Source organism: Brevibacterium yomogidense (genome assembly GCF_016107685.1).
Lineage (GTDB): Bacteria > Actinomycetota > Actinomycetes > Actinomycetales > Brevibacteriaceae > Brevibacterium > Brevibacterium yomogidense.
Map to the genome: position 1 here is coordinate 712381 of NZ_JABASY010000002.1, position 26588 is coordinate 738968.

Annotated in this window: 21 protein-coding genes and 1 other RNA gene; 13 read left to right on the plus strand and 9 right to left on the minus strand. The window is 68.6% G+C overall.

The window, feature by feature from the left end:
• Nucleotides 1–80 precede the first annotated feature (80 nt).
• The 3 genes from JFC09_RS07585 to sucB all read left to right on the plus strand — a co-directional run bounded on the left by JFC09_RS07585 (nucleotide 81) and on the right by sucB (nucleotide 5005).
• Nucleotides 81–1601, plus strand: coding sequence for a leucyl aminopeptidase (locus JFC09_RS07585; protein WP_198393361.1), 1521 nt, complete (start codon nucleotides 81–83; stop codon nucleotides 1599–1601).
• 143 nt (nucleotides 1602–1744) lie between these two features.
• A complete protein-coding gene (lpdA, locus tag JFC09_RS07590) occupies nucleotides 1745–3136 on the plus strand; it encodes a dihydrolipoyl dehydrogenase (protein ID WP_198393362.1) in 1392 nt (463 codons plus the stop codon).
• 21 nt (nucleotides 3137–3157) lie between these two features.
• Nucleotides 3158–5005 (plus strand): 2-oxoglutarate dehydrogenase, E2 component, dihydrolipoamide succinyltransferase, encoded by a 1848-nt coding sequence (gene sucB / locus JFC09_RS07595; RefSeq protein WP_198393363.1) that lies wholly within the window; start codon nucleotides 3158–3160, stop codon nucleotides 5003–5005.
• Between the two features lie 166 nt (nucleotides 5006–5171).
• On the opposite strand, the gene JFC09_RS07600 is transcribed toward sucB, so the two are convergent.
• The gene (locus JFC09_RS07600) at nucleotides 5172–6698 is read right to left on the minus strand and encodes a hypothetical protein (protein ID WP_198393364.1); all 1527 of its coding nucleotides are present in this window, start codon (nucleotides 6696–6698) and stop codon (nucleotides 5172–5174) included.
• A gap of 171 nt (nucleotides 6699–6869) precedes the next feature.
• Between JFC09_RS07600 and lipB the strand changes: the two genes are divergently transcribed.
• From lipB to JFC09_RS07615, 3 genes are read left to right on the plus strand one after another with little or no spacing between them, the layout of a single operon-like run.
• Nucleotides 6870–7508, plus strand: a complete 639-nt coding sequence (gene lipB, locus JFC09_RS07605) for a lipoyl(octanoyl) transferase LipB (protein ID WP_198393365.1) — start codon at nucleotides 6870–6872, stop codon at nucleotides 7506–7508.
• 57 nt (nucleotides 7509–7565) lie between these two features.
• A complete protein-coding gene (gene lipA, locus JFC09_RS07610) occupies nucleotides 7566–8609 on the plus strand; it encodes a lipoyl synthase (RefSeq protein WP_198393366.1) in 1044 nt (347 codons plus the stop codon).
• A 37-nt stretch (nucleotides 8610–8646) separates the two neighbouring features.
• On the plus strand, nucleotides 8647–9402 hold the full coding sequence (locus JFC09_RS07615) for a DUF4191 domain-containing protein (protein WP_198393367.1): 756 nt from the start codon (nucleotides 8647–8649) through the stop codon (nucleotides 9400–9402).
• Between the two features lie 140 nt (nucleotides 9403–9542).
• Here JFC09_RS07615 and JFC09_RS07620 read toward each other — a convergent pair whose 3' ends face one another.
• Nucleotides 9543–10025, minus strand: a complete 483-nt coding sequence (locus JFC09_RS07620) for an RDD family protein (RefSeq protein ID WP_198393368.1) — start codon at nucleotides 10023–10025, stop codon at nucleotides 9543–9545.
• 220 nt (nucleotides 10026–10245) lie between these two features.
• Between JFC09_RS07620 and glnA (JFC09_RS07625) the strand changes: the two genes are divergently transcribed.
• Entirely contained in the window at nucleotides 10246–11670 is a 1425-nt protein-coding gene (gene glnA / locus JFC09_RS07625) for a type I glutamate--ammonia ligase (RefSeq protein WP_198393369.1), read from the plus strand.
• A 103-nt stretch (nucleotides 11671–11773) separates the two neighbouring features.
• Entirely contained in the window at nucleotides 11774–13237 is a 1464-nt protein-coding gene (locus JFC09_RS07630) for a mycothione reductase (RefSeq protein WP_198393370.1), read from the plus strand.
• A gap of 33 nt (nucleotides 13238–13270) precedes the next feature.
• On the opposite strand, the gene JFC09_RS07635 is transcribed toward JFC09_RS07630, so the two are convergent.
• From JFC09_RS07635 to JFC09_RS07645, 3 genes are read right to left on the minus strand one after another with little or no spacing between them, the layout of a single operon-like run.
• Nucleotides 13271–16381 (minus strand): bifunctional [glutamine synthetase] adenylyltransferase/[glutamine synthetase]-adenylyl-L-tyrosine phosphorylase, encoded by a 3111-nt coding sequence (locus JFC09_RS07635; RefSeq protein ID WP_198393371.1) that lies wholly within the window; start codon nucleotides 16379–16381, stop codon nucleotides 13271–13273.
• Complete coding sequence (gene glnA, locus JFC09_RS07640) at nucleotides 16378–17715, minus strand: type I glutamate--ammonia ligase (RefSeq protein ID WP_198393372.1); 1338 nt, start codon at nucleotides 17713–17715, stop codon at nucleotides 16378–16380. The genes JFC09_RS07635 and glnA (JFC09_RS07640) overlap by 4 nt, the downstream gene beginning before the upstream one ends.
• 13 nt (nucleotides 17716–17728) lie before the next feature.
• Entirely contained in the window at nucleotides 17729–17923 is a 195-nt protein-coding gene (locus tag JFC09_RS07645) for a hypothetical protein (RefSeq protein WP_198393373.1), read from the minus strand.
• A gap of 289 nt (nucleotides 17924–18212) precedes the next feature.
• Between JFC09_RS07645 and ald the strand changes: the two genes are divergently transcribed.
• Nucleotides 18213–19331, plus strand: coding sequence for an alanine dehydrogenase (gene ald / locus JFC09_RS07650; protein ID WP_198393583.1), 1119 nt, complete (start codon nucleotides 18213–18215; stop codon nucleotides 19329–19331).
• Nucleotides 19332–19381: 50 nt separating this feature from the next.
• Here ald and JFC09_RS07655 read toward each other — a convergent pair whose 3' ends face one another.
• Nucleotides 19382–20095 carry a FadR/GntR family transcriptional regulator gene (locus JFC09_RS07655; RefSeq protein ID WP_198393374.1) on the minus strand — a complete coding sequence of 238 codons (714 nt, stop codon included), beginning with the start codon at nucleotides 20093–20095 and terminating at the stop codon, nucleotides 19382–19384.
• A 134-nt stretch (nucleotides 20096–20229) separates the two neighbouring features.
• Between JFC09_RS07655 and map the strand changes: the two genes are divergently transcribed.
• Entirely contained in the window at nucleotides 20230–21144 is a 915-nt protein-coding gene (map, locus tag JFC09_RS07660; RefSeq protein ID WP_198393375.1) for a type I methionyl aminopeptidase, read from the plus strand.
• An 84-nt stretch (nucleotides 21145–21228) separates the two neighbouring features.
• A complete protein-coding gene (gene ppgK, locus JFC09_RS07665; RefSeq protein WP_198393376.1) occupies nucleotides 21229–22071 on the plus strand; it encodes a polyphosphate--glucose phosphotransferase in 843 nt (280 codons plus the stop codon).
• 3 nt (nucleotides 22072–22074) lie between these two features.
• Here ppgK and rnpB read toward each other — a convergent pair.
• An RNA gene (gene rnpB, locus JFC09_RS07670) (RNase P RNA component class A) lies at nucleotides 22075–22467 on the minus strand.
• A 75-nt stretch (nucleotides 22468–22542) separates the two neighbouring features.
• Here rnpB and JFC09_RS07675 point away from each other — a divergent pair.
• Entirely contained in the window at nucleotides 22543–23301 is a 759-nt protein-coding gene (locus JFC09_RS07675; protein ID WP_198393377.1) for a YaaA family protein, read from the plus strand.
• Between the two features lie 45 nt (nucleotides 23302–23346).
• Here the strand turns inward: JFC09_RS07675 and JFC09_RS07680 are convergent, their stop codons facing one another.
• Nucleotides 23347–24078: a zinc ribbon domain-containing protein gene (locus JFC09_RS07680; RefSeq protein WP_198393378.1), complete on the minus strand. Its 732-nt coding sequence runs from the start codon at nucleotides 24076–24078 to the stop codon at nucleotides 23347–23349.
• Nucleotides 24071–24925, minus strand: a complete 855-nt coding sequence (locus JFC09_RS07685; protein ID WP_198393379.1) for a Nif3-like dinuclear metal center hexameric protein — start codon at nucleotides 24923–24925, stop codon at nucleotides 24071–24073. The genes JFC09_RS07680 and JFC09_RS07685 overlap by 8 nt, the downstream gene beginning before the upstream one ends.
• Nucleotides 24926–24996: 71 nt before the next feature.
• Between JFC09_RS07685 and JFC09_RS07690 the strand changes: the two genes are divergently transcribed.
• Nucleotides 24997–26505, plus strand: coding sequence for a fatty acyl-CoA synthetase (locus tag JFC09_RS07690; RefSeq protein WP_198393380.1), 1509 nt, complete (start codon nucleotides 24997–24999; stop codon nucleotides 26503–26505).
• Nucleotides 26506–26588: the final 83 nt, after the last annotated feature.

The window sequence follows — 26588 nt, forward strand, 5'->3', positions numbered from 1 at the left end:
TATCCGGCCCGGGAGTCGGCGTTTCGCCGCACCGGACTAGGGTAGGGACCGACACATCCTGAAAGACGGAAGGACACTTGATGGCCACCCCCAGCACTCAGCTGCCGACGATCTCCCGCGCATCCGGAGACCCCGCGGCACTCACCGCCGATGCGCTCGTGGTCGCGCTCCGCACGGGCACCGACGGTGGGGTCCCCGCGGCCTCCGGCCTGGCGAAGAAGCCGGCCGCTGCGCTCACCGCTGCGGCTGACGCCGTCGGCCACACGGGGAAGGCCGGCTCCACGGTCCGCATCCCCTCCCCCACGGGGTTCAAGGCCGCATCGGTCGTGCTCGTGGGAATCGGCGACGTCGACGAGCACACGTCCGGCTCCGACGCGTCCCTCGAAGCCCTGCGTCGTGCAGCGGGCAACGCGCTGCGAGCCCTCGACTCCGTCGACTCCGTCGCACTCGCCTTCCCCGCTGCAGAGGCGGACGCCGCCGAGGCCGTGGCCACCGGTGCGCTGCTCGGCTCTTACCGCTACACCGCCTACCTGTCGGACGCAGCGGACAAGAACCCCGTCACGAAGCTCCAGGTCGTCGCACCGGCGACCGCGCAGAGCGGCCTGGACCGCGCTGCGACCGTCGCACGTGCGGCTGCCGACGCGCGCGATCTGGTCAACCAGCCGCCGCTGGACCTCTTCCCCGCGTCCTTCGCCCAGACGATCGTCGACCAGTCCGCGGCCGCGGACCTCAAGAAGGCGAAGGTCCGCGTGGAGGTCCTCGAGGAGGAGACGCTGCGGGAGCGCGGCTTCGGAGGTCTCATCGGGGTGGGCAGCGGATCGACGCGCGGCCCGCGCCTCGTGAAGATCTCCTACGCGCCGAAGAAGGCCGCGACCCACCTGTCGCTCGTCGGCAAGGGCATCACCTTCGACACCGGCGGCATCTCACTCAAACCGCCGGCGAAGATGGAGGAGATGAAGTCCGACATGGCGGGAGCAGCCGCGGCGGCCGCCTCCGTCTTCGCGATCGCCCGCCTGGGGCTGCCGGTCCGCGTGACCGCGTGGCTGGCACTGGCGGAGAACATGCCGTCCGGCTCGGCTCAGCGCCCCGCGGACGTGCTGCGGATCTACGGCGGCAAGACCGTCGAGGTGACGAACACGGATGCGGAAGGGCGCCTCGTGCTCGCGGACGCACTCGTCGCGGCTCAGGAGGAGTCGCCCGACCTCATCGTCGACATCGCGACCCTCACCGGCGCTCAGGTCGTCGCCCTGGGTCTGCGCACCACGGGCGTCATGGGTACGGATGCTGCGCGGAACAAGCTCGTCCTGGCCGCGGAGGCGACCGGTGAGCAGATGTGGCCGATGCCCATCCCGGAGGAGATGATCCGCTCCTTCGATTCGAACACCGCGGACCTCACGAACGCCGGTGGGCGAGCCGGCGGGATGCTCGCCGCCGCCGCGTTCCTCCAGGAGTTCGTCGAGGACGGCGTCGAATGGGCGCATCTGGACATCGCGGGCCCCTCCTACAACGCCGAAGGTCCACACGGGTACACGGTCAAGGGTGGGACCGGCGTGCCCGTGCGCACCCTCGTGGAGCTCGCGGGGCAGCTCGCCGGCGCATGACCGTCACGCGGTGAGGGGCGCCACGTGACTCCCCTCACCGCGAATCATGCAGGAATAGGGGCGCCAACCCCCTCGTTGAATGGAATGATTGAGCTCGACGCCCATGTGCGGCCAAGAGATAGTCGGATATAGAGGAGCACTCCGTGACCGAATCGTCAGAGAACTATGATCTTGTGATCCTCGGAGGCGGTACGGCCGGTTACGCCGCCGCTCTCCGTGGTGCGACGCTGGGGATGCGCGTCGCTCTCATCGAACGCGACAAGGTGGGCGGCACGTGCCTCCACCGCGGATGCATCCCCACCAAGGCGCTCCTCCACGCCGCAGAAGTCGCGGAGGTCGCCAAGTCGTCCGAGCAGTACGGCATCAAGGCCGAGTTCCAGGGCATCGACATCGAGGGCGTCCTCGCTTACAAGGACGACATCATCTCCCGCAACTACAAGGGCCTGCAGGGGCTCGTCAAGGTCCGCGGCGTCGACTACATCTCCGGTGAGGGCAAGCTCACCGCCGCGGACACTGTCGAGGTCTCGAACGATGAGGGCGGGGTGACCGTCACGGGGAAGAACGTCATCCTCGCCACAGGTTCGGAGCCCAAGACGATCGGCATCGACATCACGGGCCGTGTCCTCACGTCCACGGAGGCACTGCAGCTCAAGGACGTGCCGGAGACGGCGATCGTCCTGGGCGGCGGCGTCATCGGCGTGGAGTTCGCGAGCGTCTGGGCGTCCTTCGGGACGAAGGTCACGATCGTCGAGGGTCTCCCCCGTCTCGTCGCGAACGAGGACGAAGCGATCTCGAAGAACCTCGAGCGCGCCTTCAAGAAGCGGAAGATCGGCGTCAAGGTCGGCAAGATGTTCAAGGGCGTCACGCAGGACGACGACCAGGTCCACGTCGAGCTCGAGGACGGCACCGTCCTCGATGCTGACTACCTGCTGGTCGCAGTGGGACGCAGCCCGGTCACCGAAGGCTTCGGCTTCGAGGAGCAGGGTGTGAAGACGGACCGTGGGTTCGTACTCGTGGACGAGCGCCAGCACACCGGCGTGGGCAACGTGTACGCCGTCGGCGACATCACGCCGGGCCTCCAGCTCGCGCACCGCTCCTTCGCACACGGCATCTTCGTCGCGGAGGAGATCGCGGGTCTCAACCCCGCGCCTCTCGTCGAGTCCGGTGTCCCGCGCGTCACGTACTGCGAACCGGAGATCTTCTCCGTGGGCATCACGGAGAAGCAGGCGGCGGAGACGTACGGAGCGGATTCCATCGAGACGCTCGATTACAACCTGGCCGGCAACGGCAAGACGGGGATCCTCAGGTCGACCGGCGTCATCAAGGTGATCCGGGAGAAGGATGGTCCGGTGATCGGCATCCACGGGATCGGCGCACGCCTGAGCGAGCAGGCCGGCGAGGCCCAGCTCATCATCAACTGGGAGGCGTTCCCCGAAGAGGTCGCGCAGCTCATCCACGCGCACCCCACGCAGAACGAGGCCATCGGCGAGGCGTTCCTGGCTCTCACCGGCAAGCCGCTCCACGCGCACAACTGAGTCCCGAAGGAGACGAAAAAGATGTCCAACACAGTGAACATGCCCGCTCTGGGCGAATCGGTCACCGAGGGCACTGTCACTCGGTGGCTCAAGGAAGTCGGGGATTCGATCGAGGTCGACGAACCCCTCCTCGAGGTCTCCACCGACAAGGTCGATACGGAGATCCCCTCCCCTTACTCCGGTGTCGTCGAGCAGATCCTCGCGGAAGAGGACGACGACGTCGAGGTCGGTGGTCCCCTCGCGGTGATCGGCGACGGCTCCGGCAGCGAGACCGCTGATTCCGGCGACGATGCGGCCGAAGAGCCTGCAGAGGAGTCGGCTGAGGAGGAGGCACCGGCGGAAGATCCTGCCGAGGACTCAGCACAGTCCGAGCCCGCGGCGGAGACCGAATCCGCTCCTGCCGAAAAGGCGTCGTCGGCCTCCGCCGACGCGACCGAGGTGACCATGCCCGCTCTGGGCGAATCGGTCACCGAGGGAACCGTTACGCGCTGGCTCAAGGAGGTGGGCGATTCGATCGAGGTCGACGAACCCCTCCTCGAAGTCTCCACCGACAAGGTCGACACCGAGGTCCCCTCCCCCGTTGCAGGAACGGTCCTGGAGCTCTTCGCGGAAGAGGACGACGACGTCGAGGTCGGCGAGAAGCTGGCACTCATCGGTTCCCAGGACGCAGCGGGATCGTCAGACGATTCAGCGGGGGGCGGCTCGTCCGACGCGGAGGAGCCGCAGGCTGCAGAGTCCGAGGCGCCGGCAGAGAAGACGCAGGATCAGGAGCCCGCCGCACAGGACGAGGCTCAGCCGTCCACGGAGCAGGCGACGGAAGAGGAGCCGGCCCCTGCAGAGGAAGACGCTCCCACGGACGCCGAGCAGGCGCCTCAGGTCGTGTCCGGCGGTGACACACCGGCCAGCGGCGAGGACATCGCCCGCAGCGTATCCGGCAACAACGCCGCGTACGTGACCCCCCTGGTGCGGAAGCTCGCCAAGTCCAAGGGCGTCGACCTCTCGACGCTCTCCGGCACCGGCGTGGGCGGGCGCATCCGGAAGCAGGACGTGCTCAATGCGGCGACCACACCGGCACCCGCCAGCGGCGCGACAGGTGGCGGCGGGTCCGGCCCGCGAGTCGTGGAGCTGTCGGACGAGGCCAAGAAGCTGCGCGGGACGACGCAGAAGGCCTCGCGCATCCGCCAGACGATCGCGAAGCGCATGCGTGAATCGCTGCAGAACACCTCGCAGCTCACGCAGGTCTCCGAGGTCGATGTCACAGGTGTCGCGAACCTGCGGAAGGCGACGAAGGACGCGTTCCAGCAGAAGCACGGTGTGAAGCTCACCTACCTTCCGTTCTTCATCAAGGCGGTCATCGAAGCGCTTCAGATCCACCCGGAGATGAACGCTCAGATCGCTGCGGACGGCAAGGAGATCGAGTACTTCGACCACGAGCACATCGGCATCGCGGTCGACACGCCGCGCGGCCTGCTCGTGCCGGTCATCAAGGACGCCGGCGATCTTTCGATCGCGGGCATCTCGAAGACCATCGACGACCTCGCCGAGCGCACGCGGAACAACAAGATCAAGCCGGACGAGCTCTCCGGCGGAACGTTCTCCGTGACGAACATCGGCAGCTTCGGCGCGATCATGGATACCCCGATCATCAACTACCCGCAGTCGGGGATCCTGGGCGTCGGCTCGATCGTCCGTCGTCCCATGGTGGTCAGCACTGCAGACGGAGCGGATTCGATCGCGATCCGGGACATGGTCTACCTGCCGCTCACCTACAACCACGAACTCGTCGATGGGGCGGACGCAGGCCGTTTCCTCAAGACGATTCGCGAGCGGCTGCAGGAAGCGGACTTCGAGGGCGACCTCGAACTCTGACGGAGGGAGTCCTTCCGGCAGAGCGTCGTGAAGGACCGCACCGTGCACCGGGAGTGGGGCGGGAGACCATTGGTCTCCCGCCCCACTCCTGTTCCCCGCCCTGAGCGACTGCGGCTCGGCCCCATCGTCAACGGGCACCGTCGCTCGAGCACGGCGCAGCGTCAGCTCAGACGGCATGGACGCTATGGACCCGCCACGCGCCGCGGTGCCGTTCGAGAACGAACACCACCTGTTGCGGAGCGGAGTCCTGCGTGCGCATCGTCGCACCCACGTATGCCCGTTCGCCGTCGGCAAGGGCCCTGTCCCCGTCACCCGTTCCGGCGGTCTGCGGCCCGGCGTCAGTGTGTCCGGCGTCCTCCGTGTCGTGCGGGGCATCCGTGCGGGCCGCAGAGTGTACGTCTGAGAGCTCCAAAGGACCCGGGACGTCGGCGCAGTCCTCACACTCGTCGAGGCCCAGATCAGCGTCGGCGGTCGCGGCAGGAGACCCCGGAACGGTCAATAGCGCGAGCGCGTCCCCATCCGCATCCGCGAATGCCTCCGCGCGCAGTCTGCTCAGTTCCACGACGGCCGTCAGCGGATCATCGGCTGTCGTCCCGGCCGGCTCCTCAGCGGACGCTGCTGGTTCCTCGGTCGACGCAGACGGCTCTTCAGTGGACAACTCGGGCTCCGGGGTCTGCATCGCTGTGGAACCGGTGCGCGGCTGGGCGTGCGGGGCCACCCCTGTCGCACCCTTGACCATGAGCCCGACACCCGCGAGCACACCTGTGCAGCAGAGCGCGATCACGCTGACGGTGGTCATGCGGGCCCGGCCTGCCCGTGCACGAGCACCGCGTCGCCTCCGCTCACCGTGGCGTGCGCGTCCGGACCGGGGTCGGGAACGGACACTCCCTCCACGTTCCGGTGACACATCCGGGTCTGCTCCGCCGGGTCGCGCGCCCCGCAGCGCCGACACGACATCGGCTCCCAGGGTGCCGGTGGGTGCCGTGTCCTCCGGGACTCCCGGTTCCGCGGGCAGGAAGCCGCGCTCACGCGACGGGCCCAGGGCCGCGATGCGCGCCCGCAGCCGCGAGCGGTCCACATCCCCGTCGTCCCCCTCCAGCAGGTCGGTGACGAGGGTCGTGACGGCGACCGGGACATCGGGTGCGGAGAGTGCGAGAGGCAGTCCCGTCTGCTCCCATGTCCTGCCCGTCAGCGCGAGGTGCAGCAGTTCGCCCAGCTCCGCCGCGTCCGTGCGGGACGCGGCGTCTCTCAGCCGCCCCGGGAGCACGACGATGTCACCACGGCCGTCGACTGCGAAGCCGCGCATCGCCGTGCGGGAGGCCCCCCGGGGCGGCGGCGGCGCGTCCTCCAGCACCGCGAGTGCCTCGTCGAGCACGCCGAGGGCCAGCGGTGCATCCATCCCTCCGCGCTTGCGCAGCCCGTCGACGAGGAGACCGCCCTCACACCGCGGGACGAGCAGCCCGAGACGGCCCTCGACTCGTACCACCGACGTACGCGGCCATACCGCCGGCTCGGCCTCGCACACCGTCTTGTCGCTGTGTCCCGGCAGCGGACCATCCGCGACGAACCACCGCGTCAGGTCTCCTGCACACACCCGTGCGAGATCCGCGTCGATCGATGCGTCGACGACCCACTCGCGATCGCGAGCGGCCCTCTCGTCGTCGATGTCGTCCGCTCCCTGCCACGCCGTCATGCCGCCTCCCCTACAGACCCGTTTATGCGTCGTTTCTTCGCTCATTACCACTCTAGACCCTGTTTGATGCTTTTCGGTAGCATTCAGCCTGCCTCGCTCACGGCTCGGGCTGTGGCGGGGATTACATTCAGCCAGCCCGGCAGGCGGAGACCGTCGGGATATCGTGAACACATGGTCTTCACCGTTGAGCGCCTGGGCTTCGCCCCCGATTTCGTCGACTACCGGAAAGCGTGGGAGCTGCAGACCCGCTACCACGACGATGTGGTGGCCGCACAGCGCGACTCCACACTCCTCCTGCTCGAACACGAAGCCGTCTACACGGCGGGGAAGCGAACAGAAGACCACGAGCGCCCCGTCGACGGCACCCCCGTCATCGACGTGGACCGGGGAGGCAAGATCACGTGGCATGGTCCGGGCCAGCTGGTCGCCTACGCCATCTACCGCCTCGACGACCCCAAGGACGTCCGTCTCTTCGTCGAACAGATCGAGGACGCCATCATCGCCCTCATGACGGAGTACGGCATCACGACCCGCACCGTCGACGGTCGTGCGGGAGTATGGATCGAAGCCGACGAGAGGGGGCCGGAACGGAAGATCGCGGCGATCGGCATCCGTATCCACGACGGAGTCACGATGCACGGCTTGGCCGTGAACTGCTCGAACGGCTCCGACGGATTCAGCTCGATCATCCCGTGCGGCATCGCCGACGCCGGGGTCACCTCGATGACCGAGGAGAAGGGGAGGACGATCACCCCCGCGGACATCGCGGACCGACTCGCGGAGCTCCTCGACACCCACATCACCGCATAGCCCGCGCACCGTCTCACGCGCACCAGCAGAATCGACCGCTCAGTGAAGGGAATCCCCGTGACACTCGCACCCGAGGGCCGCAAGCTTCTCCGCATCGAAGCCAGGAACGCGCAGACCCCCATCGAACAGAAGCCCGACTGGATCAAGGCCAAGGCGAAGATCGGGCCCGAATTCACTCAACTGAAGTCACTGGTCCGCAGCGCCGGCCTCAACACCGTCTGCGAGGAGGCCGGCTGCCCCAACATCTTCGAATGCTGGGAGGGCCGCGAGGCGACCTTCCTCATCGGCGGGGAGCAGTGCACACGCCGTTGCGACTTCTGCCAGATCGACACCGGCAAACCGGCGGACTTCGACGCAGATGAGCCGCGTCGCGTCGCCGATTCGGTCCGCCAGATGGGACTGCGGTACTCCACCGTGACGGGGGTGGCTCGCGACGACCTCGCCGACGGCGGCGCATGGCTGTACGCGGAGACGGTCCGTCAGATCCATGCGATCGAGCACCCCGACGGCATGGGCACCGGAGTCGAACTCCTCATCCCCGACTTCGACTCGAAAGACGACCAGCTCGCGGAGGTCTTCTCGAGCCGACCAGAAGTCCTCGCCCACAATGTGGAGACAGTCCCTCGGATCTTCAAGCGCATCCGGCCCGGGTTCCGCTACGAACGGTCCCTCTCCGTCATCACCAAGGCCCGCGACGCAGGCCTCGTGACGAAGTCGAACCTCATCCTCGGGATGGGCGAGACCGACGAGGAGGTCGTCGAGGCGATGCGCGACCTCAAGGACGCCGGCACCGATCTCCTCACCATCACGCAGTACATGCGGCCATCGGAGAGGCACCACCCGATCACCCGGTGGGTGCGTCCGCAGACGTTCGTGGAGCTGCGAGACGAGGGTGAGCGCATGGGCTTCCTCGGCGTCATGTCGGGACCGCTCGTGCGCTCCTCCTACCGCGCAGGCAAACTATGGGCCGGCGCGATGCGCGCCCGCGGCGACGAGATCCCGCCGCACCTCGCACACCTCGACCGCGACGATGTCCCCGCCCGCCAGGAGGCCCAGGCAGTCGTCGACACGTTCGGTGAGGGCGAAGAGGTACAATACTGAGTCGTCCCCTCACCCCCTTCCGCATCGAAGCGAGAGCATGTCAACGAACAGCGATTCCACCCGCAAGGGCCTCTTCGGCCGCAAGAAGGATAAGGCCCCGAAGAAGAACGGCCGGATCCAGCAGATGCGCCAGGTCTTCGAGCTGGCGCGGAAGCACAACCCCGCCTCCCCGTGGCTGCTGGCCGCGGCACTCGTGGGCCTCGCCCTCGTGGGTGTCCTCGTGGGCCTCCTCGTCAGCGGTGGTGTCCTCGGGACGATCCTCTGGGGTGTCACCGGGCTCATGGCGGGTGCGGTCCTCGCCATGTTCATGCTGGGGCGATTCGCAGAGACGGCCGCCTTCGACCAGATGCGCGGTCAGCCCGGCGCGATCGGAGCGGTGCTCAACACTGCCCGGCGCGGGTGGCTCATGGAGGAGCAGCCGATCGCGGTCGACCCCCGCACGCAGGAGATGGTGTTCCGCACGACAGGCCGCGCGGGCGTCGTCCTGGTGGGCGAGGGACGCAGCAGGCACAAGGTGACGAAGCTCCTCGACAAGGAGCAGCGTCGGCACGAGAAGATCGTCAAGGGCGTGCCTGTGCACACCTTCCAGGGCGGTGAGGGCGAAGGCCAAGTGCCGATGGAGAACCTCACGAAGCGCCTCTACAAGCTGCCGAAGCGTCTCAACAAGGCAGAGATCCTCGCGGTCCGCAACCGGCTCACGGGCATCGGCTCGATGACGTCCCGGCCGCCGATCCCCAAGGGTGTCGACCCGTCCAGGATGCGCCCGGACCGGCGGGCGCTGCGCGGACGCTGAGCGATCCCGCACAACCTGCTCGTACCGTCAGAACCGCGAGAGGGGTGTCACGCATCGATCGATGCGTGACACCCCTCTCTCGTGGTGGAGCGGTCACCCCTCTCGTCGGTGGGCCCCCGCCGCGCTGCGTCGTGGTGCGCTCAGCGCGTGCGCACGACGACAGTGCTCGTCGCCTTGTCGTGCAGACCCCGCCCGTCGGGATCCGTGATGACGACGGGGATGACAAGGCACACGAGGACTGTGCGCACGAGAGCCCGCAGGACGCCCACCGGTCCGGTGGAGGCGAGTGTCCCACGCGTCACGACGTCCACGACGCCGAGCCCCATCACGAGGTGCCCGGGAGTCCGGCCGAGCAGCCACACACTCAGGAAGTAGAGCACCGCGAAGACGACGTGGATCGCGATGTTCATGACGAGGACGTCCGCGTCCAGGATGAGGTTCGCGATGACTAGTGCGATCGCCCAGTCGAGGGCGATACCGGCCACCCGGCGCAGCATCGACCCGACGGCCCCGGGGCCACTCTGCGGAAGACCCAGACGCTCGCCCTGCCACGACCCGTCGGGCAGTGACGGACCCGTGAGCCATTCGGACCTGTGCGGCCCGCCATTCCCCTCTGCACCCATGGTCTTCAGGCTAGTCGATCTGCACACGGCGTCCGTGCCCGCACCGCGCGACCGCAGCCCTGAGCGACACACGTCACACGCGTGAAGCATTCGGGTGCCGGTCGGGGAATCGCAAGTCGTTAGGATGGGGGAAGTCCGACCACCTGGATCGCGTGGAGACACATCGGTTCAGGCACACAGCCGGGCACAACGACTCACAATCGAACGCAGGAGAGTGCGCGTGTTCACCACAGCACAGGAGCTCATCGAATTCGTGCGGAAGGAGGATGTCCTCTTCATCGACATCCGCTTCTGCGATCTGCCGGGCGTCGTCCAGCATTTCAACCTCCCCTCGGAGGCCTACGGCGAGGAGGAGATCAACGACGGGCTTCTGTTCGACGGTTCGTCGATCCGCGGCTTCCAGGGGATCCACGAGTCCGACATGAAGCTGCTCGCGGATGTGAGCTCCGCCTACGTCGACCCGTTCCGTGAAGCGAAGACCCTGGTCATCACGCACTCGATCGTCGATCCGTTCACGGACGAGCCGTACTCCCGCGATCCCCGCCAGGTCGCGGAGAAGGCGGAGGCCTACCTCAAGAGCACGGGCATCGCGGACACCGTGAACTTCGGTGCGGAGGCGGAGTTCTACATCTTCGACGACATCCGCTACCAGACGACCCCCGGTCACAGCTTCTATCAGGTCGATTCGGTCGAAGCCGCATGGAATACGGGCGCGGACGAGCCGGGCGGCAACCTCGGGTACAAGACCCCGATGAAGGGCGGCTATTTCCCCGTCTCGCCGCAGGACCATTTCGCGGACCTCCGCGATGAGATCTCGCTCACCCTCAAGCAGATCGGCTTCAGCGTCGAACGCGCACACCACGAAGTGGGGACCGCCGGTCAGCAGGAGATCAACTACCGCTTCAACACGCTCAAGCACGCGGCGGACGAGCTGCTCGACTTCAAGTACGTCGTGAAGAACGTCTCACTCAACAACGGCAAGTCCGCGACCTTCATGCCGAAGCCGCTGTTCGACGACAACGGTTCGGGCATGCACTGCCACCAGTCGCTGTGGAAGGACGGCAAGCCGCTCTTCTACGACGAGAACGGGTATGCGGGGCTGTCCGACCTCGCACGGTGGTACATCGGCGGCCTCATCGAGCATGCTGGGGCGGTCCTCGCGTTCACGAACCCGACGATCAACTCCTACCGCCGGCTGGTGCCGGGGTACGAGGCGCCCGTCAACCTCGTGTACTCCTCCGGCAACCGCTCCGCCGCGATCCGCATCCCCGTGACGGGATCCTCGCCCAAGGCCAAGCGCCTCGAATTCCGCGTTCCGGATCCGGCGTCGAACCCGTACCTCGCGTTCTCCGCTCAGCTCATGGCGGGCCTCGACGGGATCAAGAACCGGATCGAGCCGCCGGAGCCGATCGACAAGGACCTGTACGAGCTGCCGCCGGAGGACCTTGAGGGCATCGACCTGGTCCCGGGCACCCTCGAACAGGCACTCACTGCGCTCGAGAAGGATCACGACTTCCTCACCGCGGGCGATGTCTTCACGGAAGACCTCATCGAGACGTGGATCCGCTACAAGCGCGAGGAGGAGATCGAGGTAGCACGTCTGCGTCCGACCCCGACGGAGTTCGAGCTCTACTACTCGCTCTGAGTCTCCGACCGGCGGCCGTTGCGGCGTGTTCGCCACCTGCGCTGAGGGACTCCGCCGACGGCGGGGTCCCTCAGCCGTCTCCCCGTCTCAGTAGACTGGCCGCATGACTCATTACGACGTGCTCGTCATCGGCACCGGCTCCGGGAACTCCGTCATCGACGACCGCTTCGCGGGGTTGGAGGTCGCGATCGCGGAGCCCTCGCTGTTCGGAGGGACGTGTCTCAACGCCGGCTGCATCCCGACGAAGATGTACGTCCATGTCGCAGATGTCGCCCGGCAGGCGACCGACTCCTCCGACCTGGGCCTCGACACGTCGTTCGGCTCCGCTGACTGGCCGGCGGTCCGTGACCGGGTCTTCGCCCGCATCGACGAGATCGAGGCTTCCGGTCGCCGCTACCGCAGCGAGGAGCTCGCGCACACCACCGTCATCACCGAGCACGTGCGCTTCACCGGATCCCATTCGCTCGTTGGCGATCAGGGCACGGAGATCACTGCGGACCGCATCGTCATCGCCGCGGGCGCCCACCCCGTCATCCCCGACGTCCCGGGCCTCGACCCGGATGCTGTGGACGAGCCCGGGCATCCCGTCCACACCTCGCGGTCGATCATGCGCGTCGATGAGCAGCCGGGTTCCGTGCTGATCGTCGGGTCCGGCTACGTGGCGATGGAGTTCGCCCACATCTTCGCGGCGATCGGTACGGAGACGACGACCGCTGTGCGCGGCGACAGCCTGCTCGGCTACTTGGACGATGACGTGTCCGCTGCCTTCACCGAGGCGTTCGCGGCGGAGAACGACGTGCTGTTCGGAGTCGAGGCGTCGCGCGTCGACCTGACGGAGACCGGGCAGGTCCGCGTCGAGTTCGCGTCCACGGGCAGAGTTCCCGGTGCCGAGGTGCCGGCGCCGATCGTCGTCGACCGCCTCCTGCTCGCAGCGGGCCGCGATCCCAATTCCGCAGGACTCGATCCGTCAGCAGCGGGGATCGACGTGCATCCCGACGGCAGACTGTCCGTCGACGCCCACCAGCGTGTGCTCGCCGCAGGCGTCCCGCTGCCCGGTGTCTTCGCACTGGGTGACGTGAGTTCGCCGTTCCAGCTCAAGCACGTGGCGAACCACGAGGCAGCCGTGGTGCAGCGGAATCTGCTGGCGGACATCGCGTCGGGCACGCCTGGCGGTGCACGTCCGGCCGATCTCGCCACCGTGCGTCATGACGCCGTTCCCGCCGCTGTCTTCACCCGCCCGCAGATCGCCGTCGTGGGCATGACGGAGGAGGAGGCACGCAACTCCGGTGCGAAGATCACCGTGGGTCGCCGCGACTACGCGGGCGTCGCCTACGGCTGGGCCCTGGAGGACCGGACGGGATTCGCCAAGGTGATCGCGGACGCGGACACCGGACGGATACTCGGCGCGCACATCATGGGTCCCGAAGCGTCGATGATCGTGCAGACCCTCGTCCAGGCGATGGCCTTCGGCCAGCGCGCCGACGACGTGGCGACCGGACAGTACTGGATCCATCCCGCACTGCCCGAAGTCGTCGAGAACGCCCTCCTGGACCTCGACTTCTCCTGAGGCCGGCCGGGCTCGTATCGGCCGGCGGACCGCTCAGTCGTGCCGGCCCGCCCAGGGGTCGTCCGCATCCGCGGTGTCGTCGAAGCCGAAGAACAGGCGCTCGACGATGCGGCGTGCACGACGGGTCGCGCTCCGGTAGTCCTCCGCGAGGTCGCGCCCTCGTCCGGCCGGATAGCCCAGCAGTCTGGCGCAGGCCTCGAGCTCGTAGTGGTCGGCGGGAAGCGATTCCGCGGTCCTCCCCCGGAACAGCATGGCGGCGGACCGCAGACCGGAGGCCAGGAGCCACGCCTCCCTCAGCACCTGGGCGTCCTCGCCGTCGATGAGTGCGGCCTCGACCGCCGCGTCGAGCGCGGGGATCGTCGAGGTGGTGCGCAGCGCGGGCACCGTGCGACCGTGGGTGAGCTGGATGAGCTGCACGGTCCATTCGATGTCGCTGAGGCCGCCTCTGCCGAGTTTGAGGTGGGTGCGGCTGTCGGCGCCCCGTGGCAGCCTCTCCGCCTCCATCCGTGCTTTCAGCCTGCGCATCTGCCGCAAGGACTTCTCCGGCACGCTCTGCGGGTACCGCAGCGGATCGATGAGCTCCACGAACGCGTCACACAGCGCCTGGTCCCCCGCGATGGGGCGGGCACGCAGCAGCGCCTGCGCCTCCCACGGCTCCGACCACTTCGCGTAGTAGGCCCAGTATGAATCGAGGCTTCGCACGAGAGGACCGGACCTGCCTTCGGGTCGCAGATCGGAATCCACCGCGATCCCCGGCAGCGTATCCCGCCGGGACGCCTCCTTCGACAGTGCGAGAGCGACACGTTTGACGTGCGCGGGGAGCTTCGCTGAGGCTTCGTCGCTCTGCGGACGTGAGGGATCGGTCTTCGGACGGTAGACGAACATGACGTCGGCATCGGAGAAGTACCCGATCTCCGCGCCGCCCAGCCGTCCCATCGCGACTACGGCGAATTCGTAGTCCGGCACCTCCTCGTCATCCAGTTCCAGTCGCAGTGCGGTGACGAGGGAGTCGAGGTAGACGTCCGCGTTCTGGGACAGGGCCGCCCCGGACGTCCGGACATCCGTCTGCGCGAGGACGTCGGCCAACGCCGTCCGCAGCACTTCCCGGCTGTGCATCGCCCGCAGCGGCCGCGCGGCGAGGGGGCCGTGACGGGTCAGCAGCGTCGCCGCTTCCCTCGTGAGCGCGTCCCGGGTGCGCGGCAGCAGCGCCTGGTCGTCGTCGATCCAGGCGACAGCTGTCGGGACGTGCTGCAGCAGCCCGGTGGCGTACGCGGACGACGACAGGACGGAGGCCAAGGAGTGGACGACCGACCCGGAATCACGCAGCAGCTTCAGGTACCAGCTAGAATCACGCAGGCCCTCCCCCAGACGCCGGAACGCGAGGAGCCCCGCGTCGGGGTCCACCCCTTCCGCGAGCCAGTCGAGCATCGCGGGGAGCACCTGACGGTGGATGACCGCCGCACGGCTCACCCCGTTCGTGAGCGAATGGATGTGCGTGAGCGCGGCACGGGTGTCGTGATACCCGAACGCGGCCAGCCGCTGCCCGGCCTCCGCGGAGCTGAGCGACGTGAGGACCGTGTCGGCGCTCGCCGCATCGAGGATCGGCCGGTAGAAGATCTGCTCGTGATACGCCCGCACCTGTCGCCTGACCGCGGCGAGTGCACGGTCCAGCCGCGCGACGGTGCGGTCCCCCGTCGTGTAGACGGCGCGCGACAGCTTCCGCCTCCGGTCCGCGAGCTCCGGCAGTACAGCGGTGCGCAGGAGTCGGGGAATCTGAAGACGGTGCTCGACGACGCGCAGGAACCGGTAGCACTGCTCGAGTCCGTCTGCATCCGAACGCGCGATGTAGCCGCGCTCACCCAGGCGGGACAGCGCGAGAAGTGTGGCGGGGACGCGGATGGATTCGTCCGTCGCCCCGTGCACCAGCTGGAGCAGCTGTGCAGAGAACTCGACGTCCCGCAGGCCTCCCCGACCCAGCTTGATCTGCGCACGGGCCTGCTGGGTGGGCAGCAGTGCGACGACTCTGCGCCGCATGGCGCGCACGCCCTCGACGAAGCCGTCGCGCCCGCTCGCCGTCCAGACGTGGGGCCGCATCACCTCAGACCATTCCCGTCCGAGGTGCATGTCCCCGGCGAGGGGGCGGGCCTTCAGCAGTGCCTGGAACTCCCAGGATTCGGCGACGTCGCGGTAGTACACGTCGAACTCGTCGACCGTGCGCAGGAGTCTGCCCGACTTCCCCTCGGGACGGAGCGCCGCGTCCAGCTCCCAGAGGCCCGGCTCCCGGCCGGCGGCGCTCACGGCCTCGGTCGTCCGGGCGACCATCTCCTCCGCCAGCCTCGCCGTGTCCTCATCGGGTGCGGCAGCGCCGCCGGCCGCGTCTGCGGGAGGTGCGTGGACGTACACGACGTCCACGTCGGACACGTAGTTGAGCTCTCGCGCACCGCACTTGCCCATCGCGATGACGGCCATGCGCACCCGTGCCTCAGGGTCCAGTTCGGCGCGGGCCACCGCGAGCGCGGCCTCCACGGCCGCCCCCGCCAGATCGGACAGGATGCGACTCACCTCGTCGACGACGGCCTCGGGCTCCTCCGCCCCCAGGTCGTCGGCGACCAGTCGCAGCACCTCGTCGCGGTAGGCGCGCCGCAGCGCATCGATCCCGTCCTCACCCGTGCGCGTGGCGACGGGGGCGGACACGTCCCTGTCGGGATCAGCGCCGACGGAGTGGAGCAGCGCGTCCCGGAGGGCCTCAGCACCCGAAGCGGGCGAATCCAGCAGCAGCGTGTCCTCACCCACCAGCCCCAACGCGGAATCCGGGTGCCGGACCAGATGATCCGTGAGGGCCTCCGAGGCGCCCGCGACCGTGAGGAGGCGTGGAAGCATGCCGACCGCGGTTCCCTCGTCCCTCACCGCACGGAGGAAGCCGCCGTCCTCGCGCGCTCGCGCGGATTCGACGATCCGGAGCAGGCCCAGCGCCGCCGCATCCGGATCGACGGCGGCCGACACGAGCGAGCCGACGTCGGTTCGGGTGGCGAACGCGGTGCCAAGGTGCTCGTCGACCTCGGTGAGGAACCGTGAGACCCGGCTGGGACGGCTGCGGGAGCCGCCCCGCGACGGGTCCGTCCTCCAGCCCCGCTTGGGACTCACAGCGAGCCGAAGAGCCGCTCGAGCTCGAACGGAGTCACCTGATCCCGATAGGCGGCCCACTCCTGCTTCTTGTTGCGCAGGAAGAAGTCGAACACCTCTTCGCCCAGGGTCGTCGCGACGAGCTCGCTGTCCTCCATGAGCGAGATCGCGTGATCCAGGCTCTGCGGAAGGGAGCGGATGCCCAGAGCACGGCGTTCCGCGTCCGTGAGCATCCAGACGTCGTCCTCCGCCTCCTCGGGCACGGACAGCTCCTCCTCGATGCCCTTGAGGCCGGCCGCGAGCATGAGCGCGTACGCCAGATACGGATTGGCCGCGGAGTCGAGCCCCCGGTACTCGATCCTCGCAGAGGAGGACTTCCCCGATTTGTACTGCGGTACGCGGATGAGAGCAGACCGGTTGCGGTGGCCCCAGCAGATGTAGCTGGGCGCTTCGTGCCCCGTCCACAGGCGCTTGTACGAGTTCACGTACTGGTTCGTCACAGCGGTGATCTCCGGGGCGTAGTGGAGCAGCCCCGCGATGAACCGCCGCCCGATCGACGACAGCTGGTACTCCGCACCCGGTGCGTAGAACGCGTTCGTCTCCCCCTCGAAGAGCGACACGTGCGTGTGCATCCCGTTGCCGGGTTCACCGGCCAGGGGCTTCGGCATGAACGAGGCGTACACGCCCTGCTCCACCGCGACCTCCTTCACCATCGCGCGGAACGTCATGACGTTGTCCGCCATCGTGAGCGCGTCCGCGTAGCGGAGGTCGATCTCGTTCTGGCCGGGGCCGGCTTCGTGGTGGGAGAACTCGACGCTGATGCCCATCGCCTCCAGCGTCTGCACGGCGGCTCGACGGAAGTCGTTGGCGGTGCCCCCGTTCACGTGGTCGAAGTACCCCGCCGTGTCGACCGGCACGGGGCCCGCGCTGTCGAGCTCCCCCGATTCGAAGAGGTAGAACTCGATCTCAGGGTGGACGTAGAACGTGAAGCCCGAATCCGCGGCACGGGACAGAGTCCGCTTGAGCACGTTCCGCGGATCCGCGGCAGCGGGACCGCCGTCGGGTGAGTAGATGTCGCAGAACATGCGGGCCGTCGGTTCCGTCTCCCCCCGCCACGGCAGGAGCGAGAAGGTCGACGGGTCCGGCCGCAGCACCATGTCCGCCTCGTAGACCCGCGAGAACCCCTCCACCGCGGACCCGTCGAAGCCGATCCCCTCCCGGAAGGCGCCTTCGAGCTCCGCAGGGACGATGGCGACGGACTTGAGCCGCCCCAGCACGTCGGGGAACCACAGGCGGATGAACCGGACGTCACGGTCTTCGACCGTCTTGAGGACGAAGTCCTGCTGCTTGCTCATCGATGCCACCGGGTCAGCCGTCCTGCCACTTCGCGTCGTCGCGGTCCCAGTTCGCGGACCGGGACGCGGCGGTGTCGAGTGCCGCCCGCGCCTCCGCTTCCGTGTCGTAGGGGCCCATGCGGTTCTCCCAGCTGCTCTGCCGGCCTTTCTCCACCTGACCGGTCTTCGTGTTGTACCAGTACTGCTCGGTCTGCGGTGTCTCAGACATGACTGCCTCCTCGCCTGCGATCGTGCGATCAGCCTACCGCCGCACACACACGCGGGACGTGAGGAGACGCGCGGGCGGTGAGGGATTGGGCCGTGGGCGACCGGGGAACACTGAAAAGGTTTGGTGTGCAGTCCTTTGACCGTCTACGCTCGGAGCGACGCTCGACGACGCGCGCCGGTCCGACAGGACCGACGGCCCGGTGACGGACACTGCCGGGCACCCGCGCCGGTGGTGCAACGGCACACAGCGTCGTGGCCCGGACACACACATGACGATGGAGGACACCACTATGCGCATCAGCGTTCCCACGGAGATCAAGAGCGCGGAGCGCCGCGTCGCTCTCACCCCTGCAGGCGTCCACGACCTCACCGGTCGGGGGCACGAGGTGATCGTGCAGGCGGGAGCCGGTCTGGGTGCCCACATCGAGGACGGTGACTACGCCGCCGCCGGGGCACGGATCGAAGAGGACGCCGCGACTGTCTGGGCACAGGCCGACATGGTCGTCAAGGTCAAGGAGCCGCTGCCGGAGGAGCACGGCTTCCTGCGCGACGACCTCATCCTCTTCACCTACCTCCACCTCGCTGCGGACGAATCGCTCACGCGCGCGATCCTCGACGCGGGCACGACCGCCATCGCGTACGAGACGGTCCAGCCGGACGGCGGCGGGCTCCCGCTGCTGGCGCCGATGAGCGAGATCGCCGGTCGTCTCTCCGTGCAGGAGGGCGCCCATCATCTGCTGAGCCCTGCAGGCGGTCGGGGGGTCCTTCTGCCGGGCGTGCCCGGTGTCGACAAGGCTCACGTCACCGTGATCGGTGCCGGCGCGGCGGGCGCGGCCGCAGCCCGGGCGGCCGTGGGCATGGGTGCGCACGTCGAGATCTACGACGTCAACCTCCCCCGCCTCCGCTACCTCGACGAGATCTTCGACGGCCGCCTGCAGACGAAGATGTCGACCCCGCTGGACATCGGGGAATCGGTGCGCCGGTCGGACCTCGTCATCGGCTCTGTCCTCATCCCGGGCAGCCGTGCCCCCAAGCTCGTGACCGACGGCATGGTCGCGGGCATGCAGCGTGGCAGCGTGCTCGTCGACATCGCGATCGATCAGGGCGGCTGCTTCGAGGGGTCCCGTCCCACGACGCACGCGGACCCCACCTTCGCCGTGCACGACACCCTGTACTACTGCGTGGCGAACATGCCCGGGGCCGCCCCCGTCACCGCGACGCGGGCGCTCACGAACGCGACCCTGCCCTACATCGGCAGGATCGCGGACCGCGGATGGAAGGAGGCGCTGGATGCCGACGTCGCACTGGGCCGGGGTCTCAACGCCGTGTCCGGTCGCCTCACGAACGCGCCGATCGCCCAGGCGTTCGGAATGGACCACATCGACGTCGCCGAGGCCCTGGCCGGCTGAGCCCGCGTCGTCTTCACCGACGTCCGCACGTCGCGATGGGCGGTCCCTCGTCAGGGGCCGCCCATCGTCGTGCTGCGGAAATGTGCTTCGCACAGCCGTCCCGCAGTGTCCGCGTCGCGGGCGGCGATCGCGTCCACGACAGCTGTGTGGTCGGCGCACGCGCGAGCGAACAGCTCCCGCGAGAAGGGGTCGTGGCGGAAGCCCGCGTTGATCCGCCGGTCCAGGTCCTGCACGATCTCCACGAGGTGGGGATTGCCCGTGGCGAGGGCGATCGCGTGGTGCAGACGGGCGTCCGCGGTGCGGGCCTCCTCCGCAGTGTCTGCGTGCTCATAGGCCACGGCGCGGTCGCGCAGGAGCGCCACATCAGCAGTGCTGCGCCGTTCGGCGGCGGCTGCCGCCACACGGTTCTGGATGATCGCACGGGCGTCGAGCAGATCGCGTCGTGCTCTGCGGAAATCGGCGAGGCGGTCCGCGTAGACGTCGACCCGGTCGGTGTCGATACGGGAGATGAAGGTGCCGCCACCACGGCCCCGGCGACGGACGACGAAACCAGCGCGCTCCAGCGTCGACAGCGCCGCGCGTACGCTGGAACGGGAGACCGCCAAGGCCTCCGCGAGATCCCGTTCTGCCGGCAGCCGGGTGCCCTCGGGCAGCGCGCCCACCGCGATCGAGGCCATGATGTGGTCCGCGATCTGGCCGGGCGTCGATGCGGCGGACACGACAGCGGACAGATCGGAGAAGGGCGCGTCCTCACTCAGCCCCATCCCCGTCCTCCTGCCCGCCCGCGCGGGGCGATCGCGGTGCCGATCGGAACCAGGATAGCCGGTGACGCATGCCGGGACACAGCGATCAGGTGGCTGCCGGGCAGTCAGCCGTCTCTCGGTAGACTGGCGGCATCATGACATCAACCTCCGCGCCTCTGGGCACTCTCACCCCCGGTCAGCAGTCACCGCAGCGTCCCGTCCCCGCCTCCATCCCCCGCCCCGAGTACGTGGGCCGCGCAGAACCCGACGAAGGCAACGGCGGCGACCACCACTCCCCCGAGGAGGTCGAGAGGATCCGCGCGGCAGGACGCATCGCCGCCGATGCGCTCGAAGCCGTCGGCCGGATCATCCGACCCGGTATCACGACCGACGAGATCGACGCCGTCGCGCACGAGCACCTCATCCGTCACGACGCCTATCCCTCGACGCTGGGGTACCGGGCGTTCCCCAAGTCGACGTGCACGTCCGTCAACGAGTGCGTCTGCCACGGCATCCCCGACGACACCGTGCTGGCAGACGGCGACATCGTCAACGTCGACATCACGGCTTTCAAGGACGGCGTCCACGGCGACACCAACTACACGTTCCTCGTGGGCGACGTGGACGAGGAGTCCCGCCTGCTCGTCACACGCACCTACGAAGCGATGATGCGCGGCATCAAGGCGGTGAAGCCGGGGCGCGAGGTCAACGTGATCGGGCGTGTCATCGAGAAGTACGCCAAGCGGTTCGGCTACGGCGTCGTCCGCGACTTCACGGGACACGGGGTGGGCCGCGAGTTCCACTCCGGCCTCATCGTCCCCCACTACGACGCGGCTCCCCACCACAGCGAGGTCATGGAGCCCGGCATGGTCTTCACCATCGAGCCGATGCTCAACCTGGGCACGGAGAAGTGGGAGCAGTGGGACGACGGCTGGACCATCGTCACTGCGGACCGCAAGCGCTCCGCCCAGTTCGAGCACAGCCTCGTCGTCACGGAGACGGGTGCGGAGATCCTCACACTCCCCTCCCCCGGCGCGTCGATCGCGGACGGGCCCGGGAGCCCGTCCTGACGGGCGGTCGACGCACCTGACCGGACGCGTCCACTCCGCACCGTCCAGCCGTGGCCACGATCCAGGAACCGAAAGGCGACACCCATGTCACAGACCACCTCTTCCCGCGTCTCCCGCCTCGCCGTGGGCATCGACATCGGCGGCACGGGGACCAAGGCGGGGCTGGTCGACATCGACCGCGGTGAGATGATCGGCGACCGCGTGCGCCTGGACACGCCTCAGCCCGCCACACCGGACGCGGTGATCGACACCGTCGCCGAGGTCCTCGGCGGCCTGGCGGACTCCGCGGCCTCGCACGGGTTCATCGACGCGGCGGAGCACCTCACCCGACTGCCGGTGGGGTGCGCGTTCCCCGGCGTCATCAAGGGCGGAACGGTGCTGTTCACGGGGAACCTGGACCCCGGTTTCGACGGGTTCCCGATCGTCGACGCCCTGAGCGAGAAGATCGGCGCCCGCGCCCACATGGCGAATGACGCCGACGCCGCCGGACTCGCTGAGATGACGTACGGGGCCGGTCGTGACCACCGGAAGAAGACGGTCATCATGACGACGCTGGGGACGGGGATCGGCACGGCGCTCTTCGCCGACGGGCGGCTGTTCCCCTACGCCGAGCTCGGTCACATCATCATCGACGGCGTCGCCGCTGAGAAGCGGACGTCCGTGTCCGCGATGCGCCGCGAAGGCTACGACATGGACGAGTGGTGCAGGCGACTGACCGTGTACTACCGCGAACTGGAGCGTCTCTTCTGGCCGGATCTCTTCATCGTGGGCGGCGGGATCTCGAAGCGCTCCGCGGAGTTCCTCGCGGACATCGACGTGGACACACCGATGCGCGCTGCGACGCTGCTCAACAACGCGGGCATCGTGGGTGCCGGGCTGATGGGCTTCAACAAGGGGAAGATGAAGGTGCGCCGCGCACGGTCATGAGGTGAGGACAGGCCGCCTGTACGCCGGGTTCTGTTCGTGCACCCGGTCACCCCGGTGCACGCGACGACCATCTGTCTGGGACCGCTGTCACCAGCGGCCTCGAGCGATCCACCCGACGGCTCGGGCGAGCAGCCCTCGAACGCCGCCTGTCCGATCTTGCTCCGGATGGGGTTTGCAGAGCAGCCGCAGTCACCTGCGGCCCTGGTGGTCTCTTACACCACCGTTTCACCCTTACCCGTCCCGAGATCGCTCCCGGTCCGGGCGGTCTGCTTTCTGTTGCACTTTCCCGCGGGTCACCCCGGGTGGCTGTTAGCCACCACCCTGCTCTGTGGAGCCCGGACGTTCCTCAGCCCAGCGGCTTTCGCCCTGCTGGGCCGCGGCCGTCCGGCGACCTGCCCTCAGTGCGATATGGTACCCGGTCGGCGCACCCGTGCGCCCCCAGACGTCCCCGCCCTCTTGGAGGAACCACCCGTGAAGATCCTGCTGCCTCCGTCCGAAGGCAAGACGGCCCCGGACTCCGGCGCACCGCTGGCGGTGTCGGAACTCACGTTCCCCGCGCTCGCCGAGGCCCGGGCGGAGGTCCTCAGCAGCCTCGCGCAGGCGTCGGAGAGGGAGGACGCGCTGCAGCTGCTGGGGGTGGGGGCCTCGCTCGTCGAGGAGGTCCGCGCGAACACCCTGCTGCCTCAGGCGCCCAGCGCCCCTGCGCACACCGTGTACACGGGAGTGCTCTTCCACGCGATGGAGGCCTCCGACCTCACGGATGTGAGCGCGGAGCGGCGGGCCGCGGTCCACGTCATGTCCGGCCTCTTCGGCATCGTCGGGATCGATGACCGCATACCCGCGTACCGCCTGTCGATGGGGGCGAAGCTGCCGGAGCTGGGCACGATGCGGACGTGGTGGAAGAAGAGGCTGCGTCCCGTCCTCGATGAGGCGTTCGCGGACGATCTGGTGGTCGACTGCCGGTCAGCGGACTACCGCGCCGCGTGGCCGGGCACACCGGACCGGACGGTGACAGTCGACGTCGTGCAGGTTCGCGACGGCGAGCGCAAGGTCGTCTCCCACTTCGCGAAGCACACGCGGGGAGAACTCGTCGGCCGGCTGCTGCGGTCCCCCGATCCACTGCCCACCACGGCGGAGGGCCTCGCCGAGGCCGCCTCAGCCTGGTACACGGTCGAACTGACCGCCCCCACCGATCGCAAGCCCGGGTCCCTCACCGTCGTCTTGACGTGACGCCGGTCCTCGCGTGGCACCGATCCTCACCGGGGTCGGTCGTCGTCACGCGAGCTTGAGGAGGAGCGTCCCGCACCCGTCGCACTCGAGCAGGCCGCCGGGGCCCAGGTTCCGGTAGATGTCCGCGAGCATCCCGGACAGCTGCGCTCCGCATGCGCCGCAGGATCCCGACGTAACGACCGCCGCCGGCGGGTATTCTCCTCCGCCCCTCAGCCGCCCGTGCAACGACGCCGGGATCCGTTCGAGCAGCGCCGCCCTGGTTCCGTCGACCTTCGCGATGTCCTCCGCGAGCCTCTGACCCTCGCTCGCGCGTTCCGCTTGGAGCGTCCGGCCACGTCCTGCGACCTCTTCCGCCCGACCGGCGGTCTCGTCCTTCTGCGCCGCAGCCGTCTCCGCCGCCTCGAGCTGCTCGACCTGCTCGCCCTCGATCTCGTCGATGCGTGCGCGCAGCCCCGCGATCTCGTCCTGGAGTCCCATGAGGTCACGCGACGTAAGTCCGGTGCCGTCGTTCAGCCGCGTCTCCGTGCGATGGACATGCTCCCGCAGGTCGTCCGCACGCTTCTCCGCGTCCTGCGCGGCGGCTTCATGCTCCGCCTGCACGCCGGCCAGCCGCGACACCTCCGCCTGCAGCTCTCCGTGCTGCGAAGCCAGTGCCCTCAGCGCTTCGAGCCGTTCGACCTGCTTCGCTTCGTGCGTGAGCGTCCGCAGACGCGATCCCGCCTCGATCCACTCCCGCAGCGCATCCGTCTGGTCATCAGTGAGCTGTGTGTCAGCCATGCTGCTCCTCCTGTCCGATCCGCAGTGTCCACGCGTCCGTGCGCCGTGTGGAGACCACGATGCGCATCTCCCACCCGCGTTCGGAGGCCTCGCGTCGGAGCTGATCCGCGGCACTGCCGAGCCACAGCGATTCCGCAGCCCAGTGGGAGATGTCGATGAGATGCGGCAGACCCGCGCTGCGATGCGCGGTGTCGCGGGCCTCCGTCGCGGGGTGGTGGCGCAGGTCGGAGGTGACGTACACGTCGGCCTCGACCGCACGGACCGCGTCGAAGAGCCCGTCGCCGGCCCCTCCGCAGACCGCGACGCGCCGGACCTCGGCGTCGGGGTCCCCTGCGATCCGCACGCCGGTCACCGTGGCGGGGAGCGCGTCCGCGAGAATCTGCGCGAGCGCACGGACCGTCGTCGGAGCACGGTCACCCCAACGGCCTATCCCCACGCCGTCCGGCGCGCCGGCCGTCTGCACGAGCGGCCCCCGCACAGCGACGCCGAGCACGTCGGTCAGGGCGTCCGACACCCCGCCCAGCTGGGAGTCCGCATTCGTGTGCGCCGCGATGTGGCCGACCCCCGCGCGCACGAGTCGCGTGAGCTGCCCGCCCTTGAGCGTGTCCGCAGCGATCGAGGTGACCCCGCGCAACAGGAGCGGGTGGTGCGTGAGGAGGAGGTCCGCGCCCGTCTCCACCGCCTCGGCGACGACGTCGTCCATCGGGTCGACCGCCAGCAGGACGGAACCGACCCGGGCAGTCGGATCACCGGTGGTGAGTCCGACGGAGTCCCAGGGCTCCGCGTACGCTTCCGGCCACAGTTCGTCGACGAGTGCGCGCACCTGCGCGAGCGTGGGTTCCACCATGCCCCCACCGTAGTCGACCACCACGTGGTCATGAGTGGCGCGGCTCACTCCCGTCCGATACGTTCCCTTCCATGGGAACGATCACCGCACCTCGACAGAGCACCATCTCGGACGTCATCCGCCGCACCGCGCAGCGAACCCCGGACAGGACCGCTGTCGTGTTCGGCGACCGCACGTGGACCTACGCCGCATGGGACCGGGCCGTCACCGCGCTGGCCCGCCACTTCCTGAGCCTCGGGATGGTCCACGGCGACCGGGTGGCGGCGTTCGGCACGAACTCCGACCTCTACGCACTCACGTACCTGGCGTGCGCGCGGGCCGGGCTCATCCACGTGCCCATCAACTACCAGATGCGCGGTGACGAGCTCGACTACTTCTTCACCGACTCAGGTGCGGCGGCTGTCTTCGCGGATGCGGAGCTCGCCTCGCACGTGTCCGACACCCCGACCGGCCGCACACTCCCGGTGCGCACCTTCGAGGACCTGGTCGACGTAGCAGGGACCGACGCGACCGAACCCCAGGGCGACACCGAATTCGAGGTCGTCGACACGGACGTCGCCCAGCTGCTCTACACGTCGGGGACGACGTCGGCACCCAAGGGTGCGGTCATGACGCACCGCGCGCTCGTCCACCACTACATCAGCTGCCTCGACGCACTCGACATCACTGCCGACGACCGGTTCGTCCACGCTTTGCCGCTCTACCACTCGGCACAGATGCACGTCTTCCTGCTCCCCGCGCTCATGAAGGGCGCACACAACCTCATCGTGCCCGGTCCGGTCCCCGGCCAGCTCTTCGAGATCTTCGAGACGGAGAAGATCACAGCGTTCTTCGCCGCTCCGACGGTGTGGGTGGCCCTCGTCAACCACCCGGACTTCGGGCACCGCGACCTCACGAGCCTCACGAAGGGGTACTACGGGGCCTCGATCATGCCCGGACCCGTCCTCGCGCGGCTGCGGGACACTCTGCCCGGCATGGGCTTCTACAATGCGTTCGGCCAGTCCGAGATGGGTCCGCTGTGCACGGTCCTCAGGCCGGAGGAGCATGACACCCACCCGGGTTCCGCCGGCAGACCTGCGCTCTTCGTCGAGACACGCGTCGTCGATGGTGCGGGCGAGGACGTGGCGCCGGGTGAGCAGGGGGAGATCCTCTATCGCTCCCCACAGCTGTGCGAGGGCTACTGGAACAAGCCGGAAGCCACCGAAGAGGCGTTCCGCGACGGCTGGTTCCACTCGGGCGACCTGGTGATCCAGGACGCGGAGGGGTTCGTCGAGGTCGTGGACCGCGTGAAGGACGTCATCAACACGGGCGGTGTGCTCGTCGCATCCCGACAGGTCGAGGACGCGATCTTCGAGCTGGACGCGGTCGCCGAGGTCGCCGTCGTGGGGATGCCCGACGAGAAGTGGATCGAAGCGATCACCGCCTACGTCGTGAAGAAGGGCGAGATCGACGCCGGGGCCGTCCTCGCACACGTCCGCGGTCGCCTGGCGCCGTTCAAGGTGCCCAAGGCCGTCCACTTCGTCGACGAGCTGCCGAAGAACACCTCCGGCAAGATCCTGAAGCGTCAGCTGCGCGGCTGAGCCGCACGGCAGACCGGTCCGCCCACGGTCCCCCGCCTCACAGCTCCTACGCTCCCGGTAACTGTTAGGGTCATCACATGCCA

Coding starts and splice junctions, on each gene's coding strand:
- JFC09_RS07585 (WP_198393361.1), top strand. CDS start 81: ATGGCCACCCCCAGCACTCAGCTGCCGACGATCTCCCGCGCATCCGGA.
- sucB (WP_198393363.1), top strand. CDS start 3,158: ATGTCCAACACAGTGAACATGCCCGCTCTGGGCGAATCGGTCACCGAG.
- JFC09_RS07600 (WP_198393364.1), bottom strand. CDS start 6,698: ATGACGGCGTGGCAGGGAGCGGACGACATCGACGACGAGAGGGCCGCT.
- lipB (WP_198393365.1), top strand. CDS start 6,870: ATGGTCTTCACCGTTGAGCGCCTGGGCTTCGCCCCCGATTTCGTCGAC.
- JFC09_RS07615 (WP_198393367.1), top strand. CDS start 8,647: ATGTCAACGAACAGCGATTCCACCCGCAAGGGCCTCTTCGGCCGCAAG.
- JFC09_RS07620 (WP_198393368.1), bottom strand. CDS start 10,025: ATGGGTGCAGAGGGGAATGGCGGGCCGCACAGGTCCGAATGGCTCACG.
- JFC09_RS07630 (WP_198393370.1), top strand. CDS start 11,774: ATGACTCATTACGACGTGCTCGTCATCGGCACCGGCTCCGGGAACTCC.
- glnA (WP_198393372.1), bottom strand. CDS start 17,715: ATGAGCAAGCAGCAGGACTTCGTCCTCAAGACGGTCGAAGACCGTGAC.
- JFC09_RS07645 (WP_198393373.1), bottom strand. CDS start 17,923: ATGTCTGAGACACCGCAGACCGAGCAGTACTGGTACAACACGAAGACC.
- ald (WP_198393583.1), top strand. CDS start 18,213: ATGCGCATCAGCGTTCCCACGGAGATCAAGAGCGCGGAGCGCCGCGTC.
- JFC09_RS07655 (WP_198393374.1), bottom strand. CDS start 20,095: ATGGGGCTGAGTGAGGACGCGCCCTTCTCCGATCTGTCCGCTGTCGTG.
- map (WP_198393375.1), top strand. CDS start 20,230: ATGACATCAACCTCCGCGCCTCTGGGCACTCTCACCCCCGGTCAGCAG.
- ppgK (WP_198393376.1), top strand. CDS start 21,229: ATGTCACAGACCACCTCTTCCCGCGTCTCCCGCCTCGCCGTGGGCATC.
- JFC09_RS07680 (WP_198393378.1), bottom strand. CDS start 24,078: ATGGCTGACACACAGCTCACTGATGACCAGACGGATGCGCTGCGGGAG.
- JFC09_RS07685 (WP_198393379.1), bottom strand. CDS start 24,925: ATGGTGGAACCCACGCTCGCGCAGGTGCGCGCACTCGTCGACGAACTG.
- JFC09_RS07690 (WP_198393380.1), top strand. CDS start 24,997: ATGGGAACGATCACCGCACCTCGACAGAGCACCATCTCGGACGTCATC.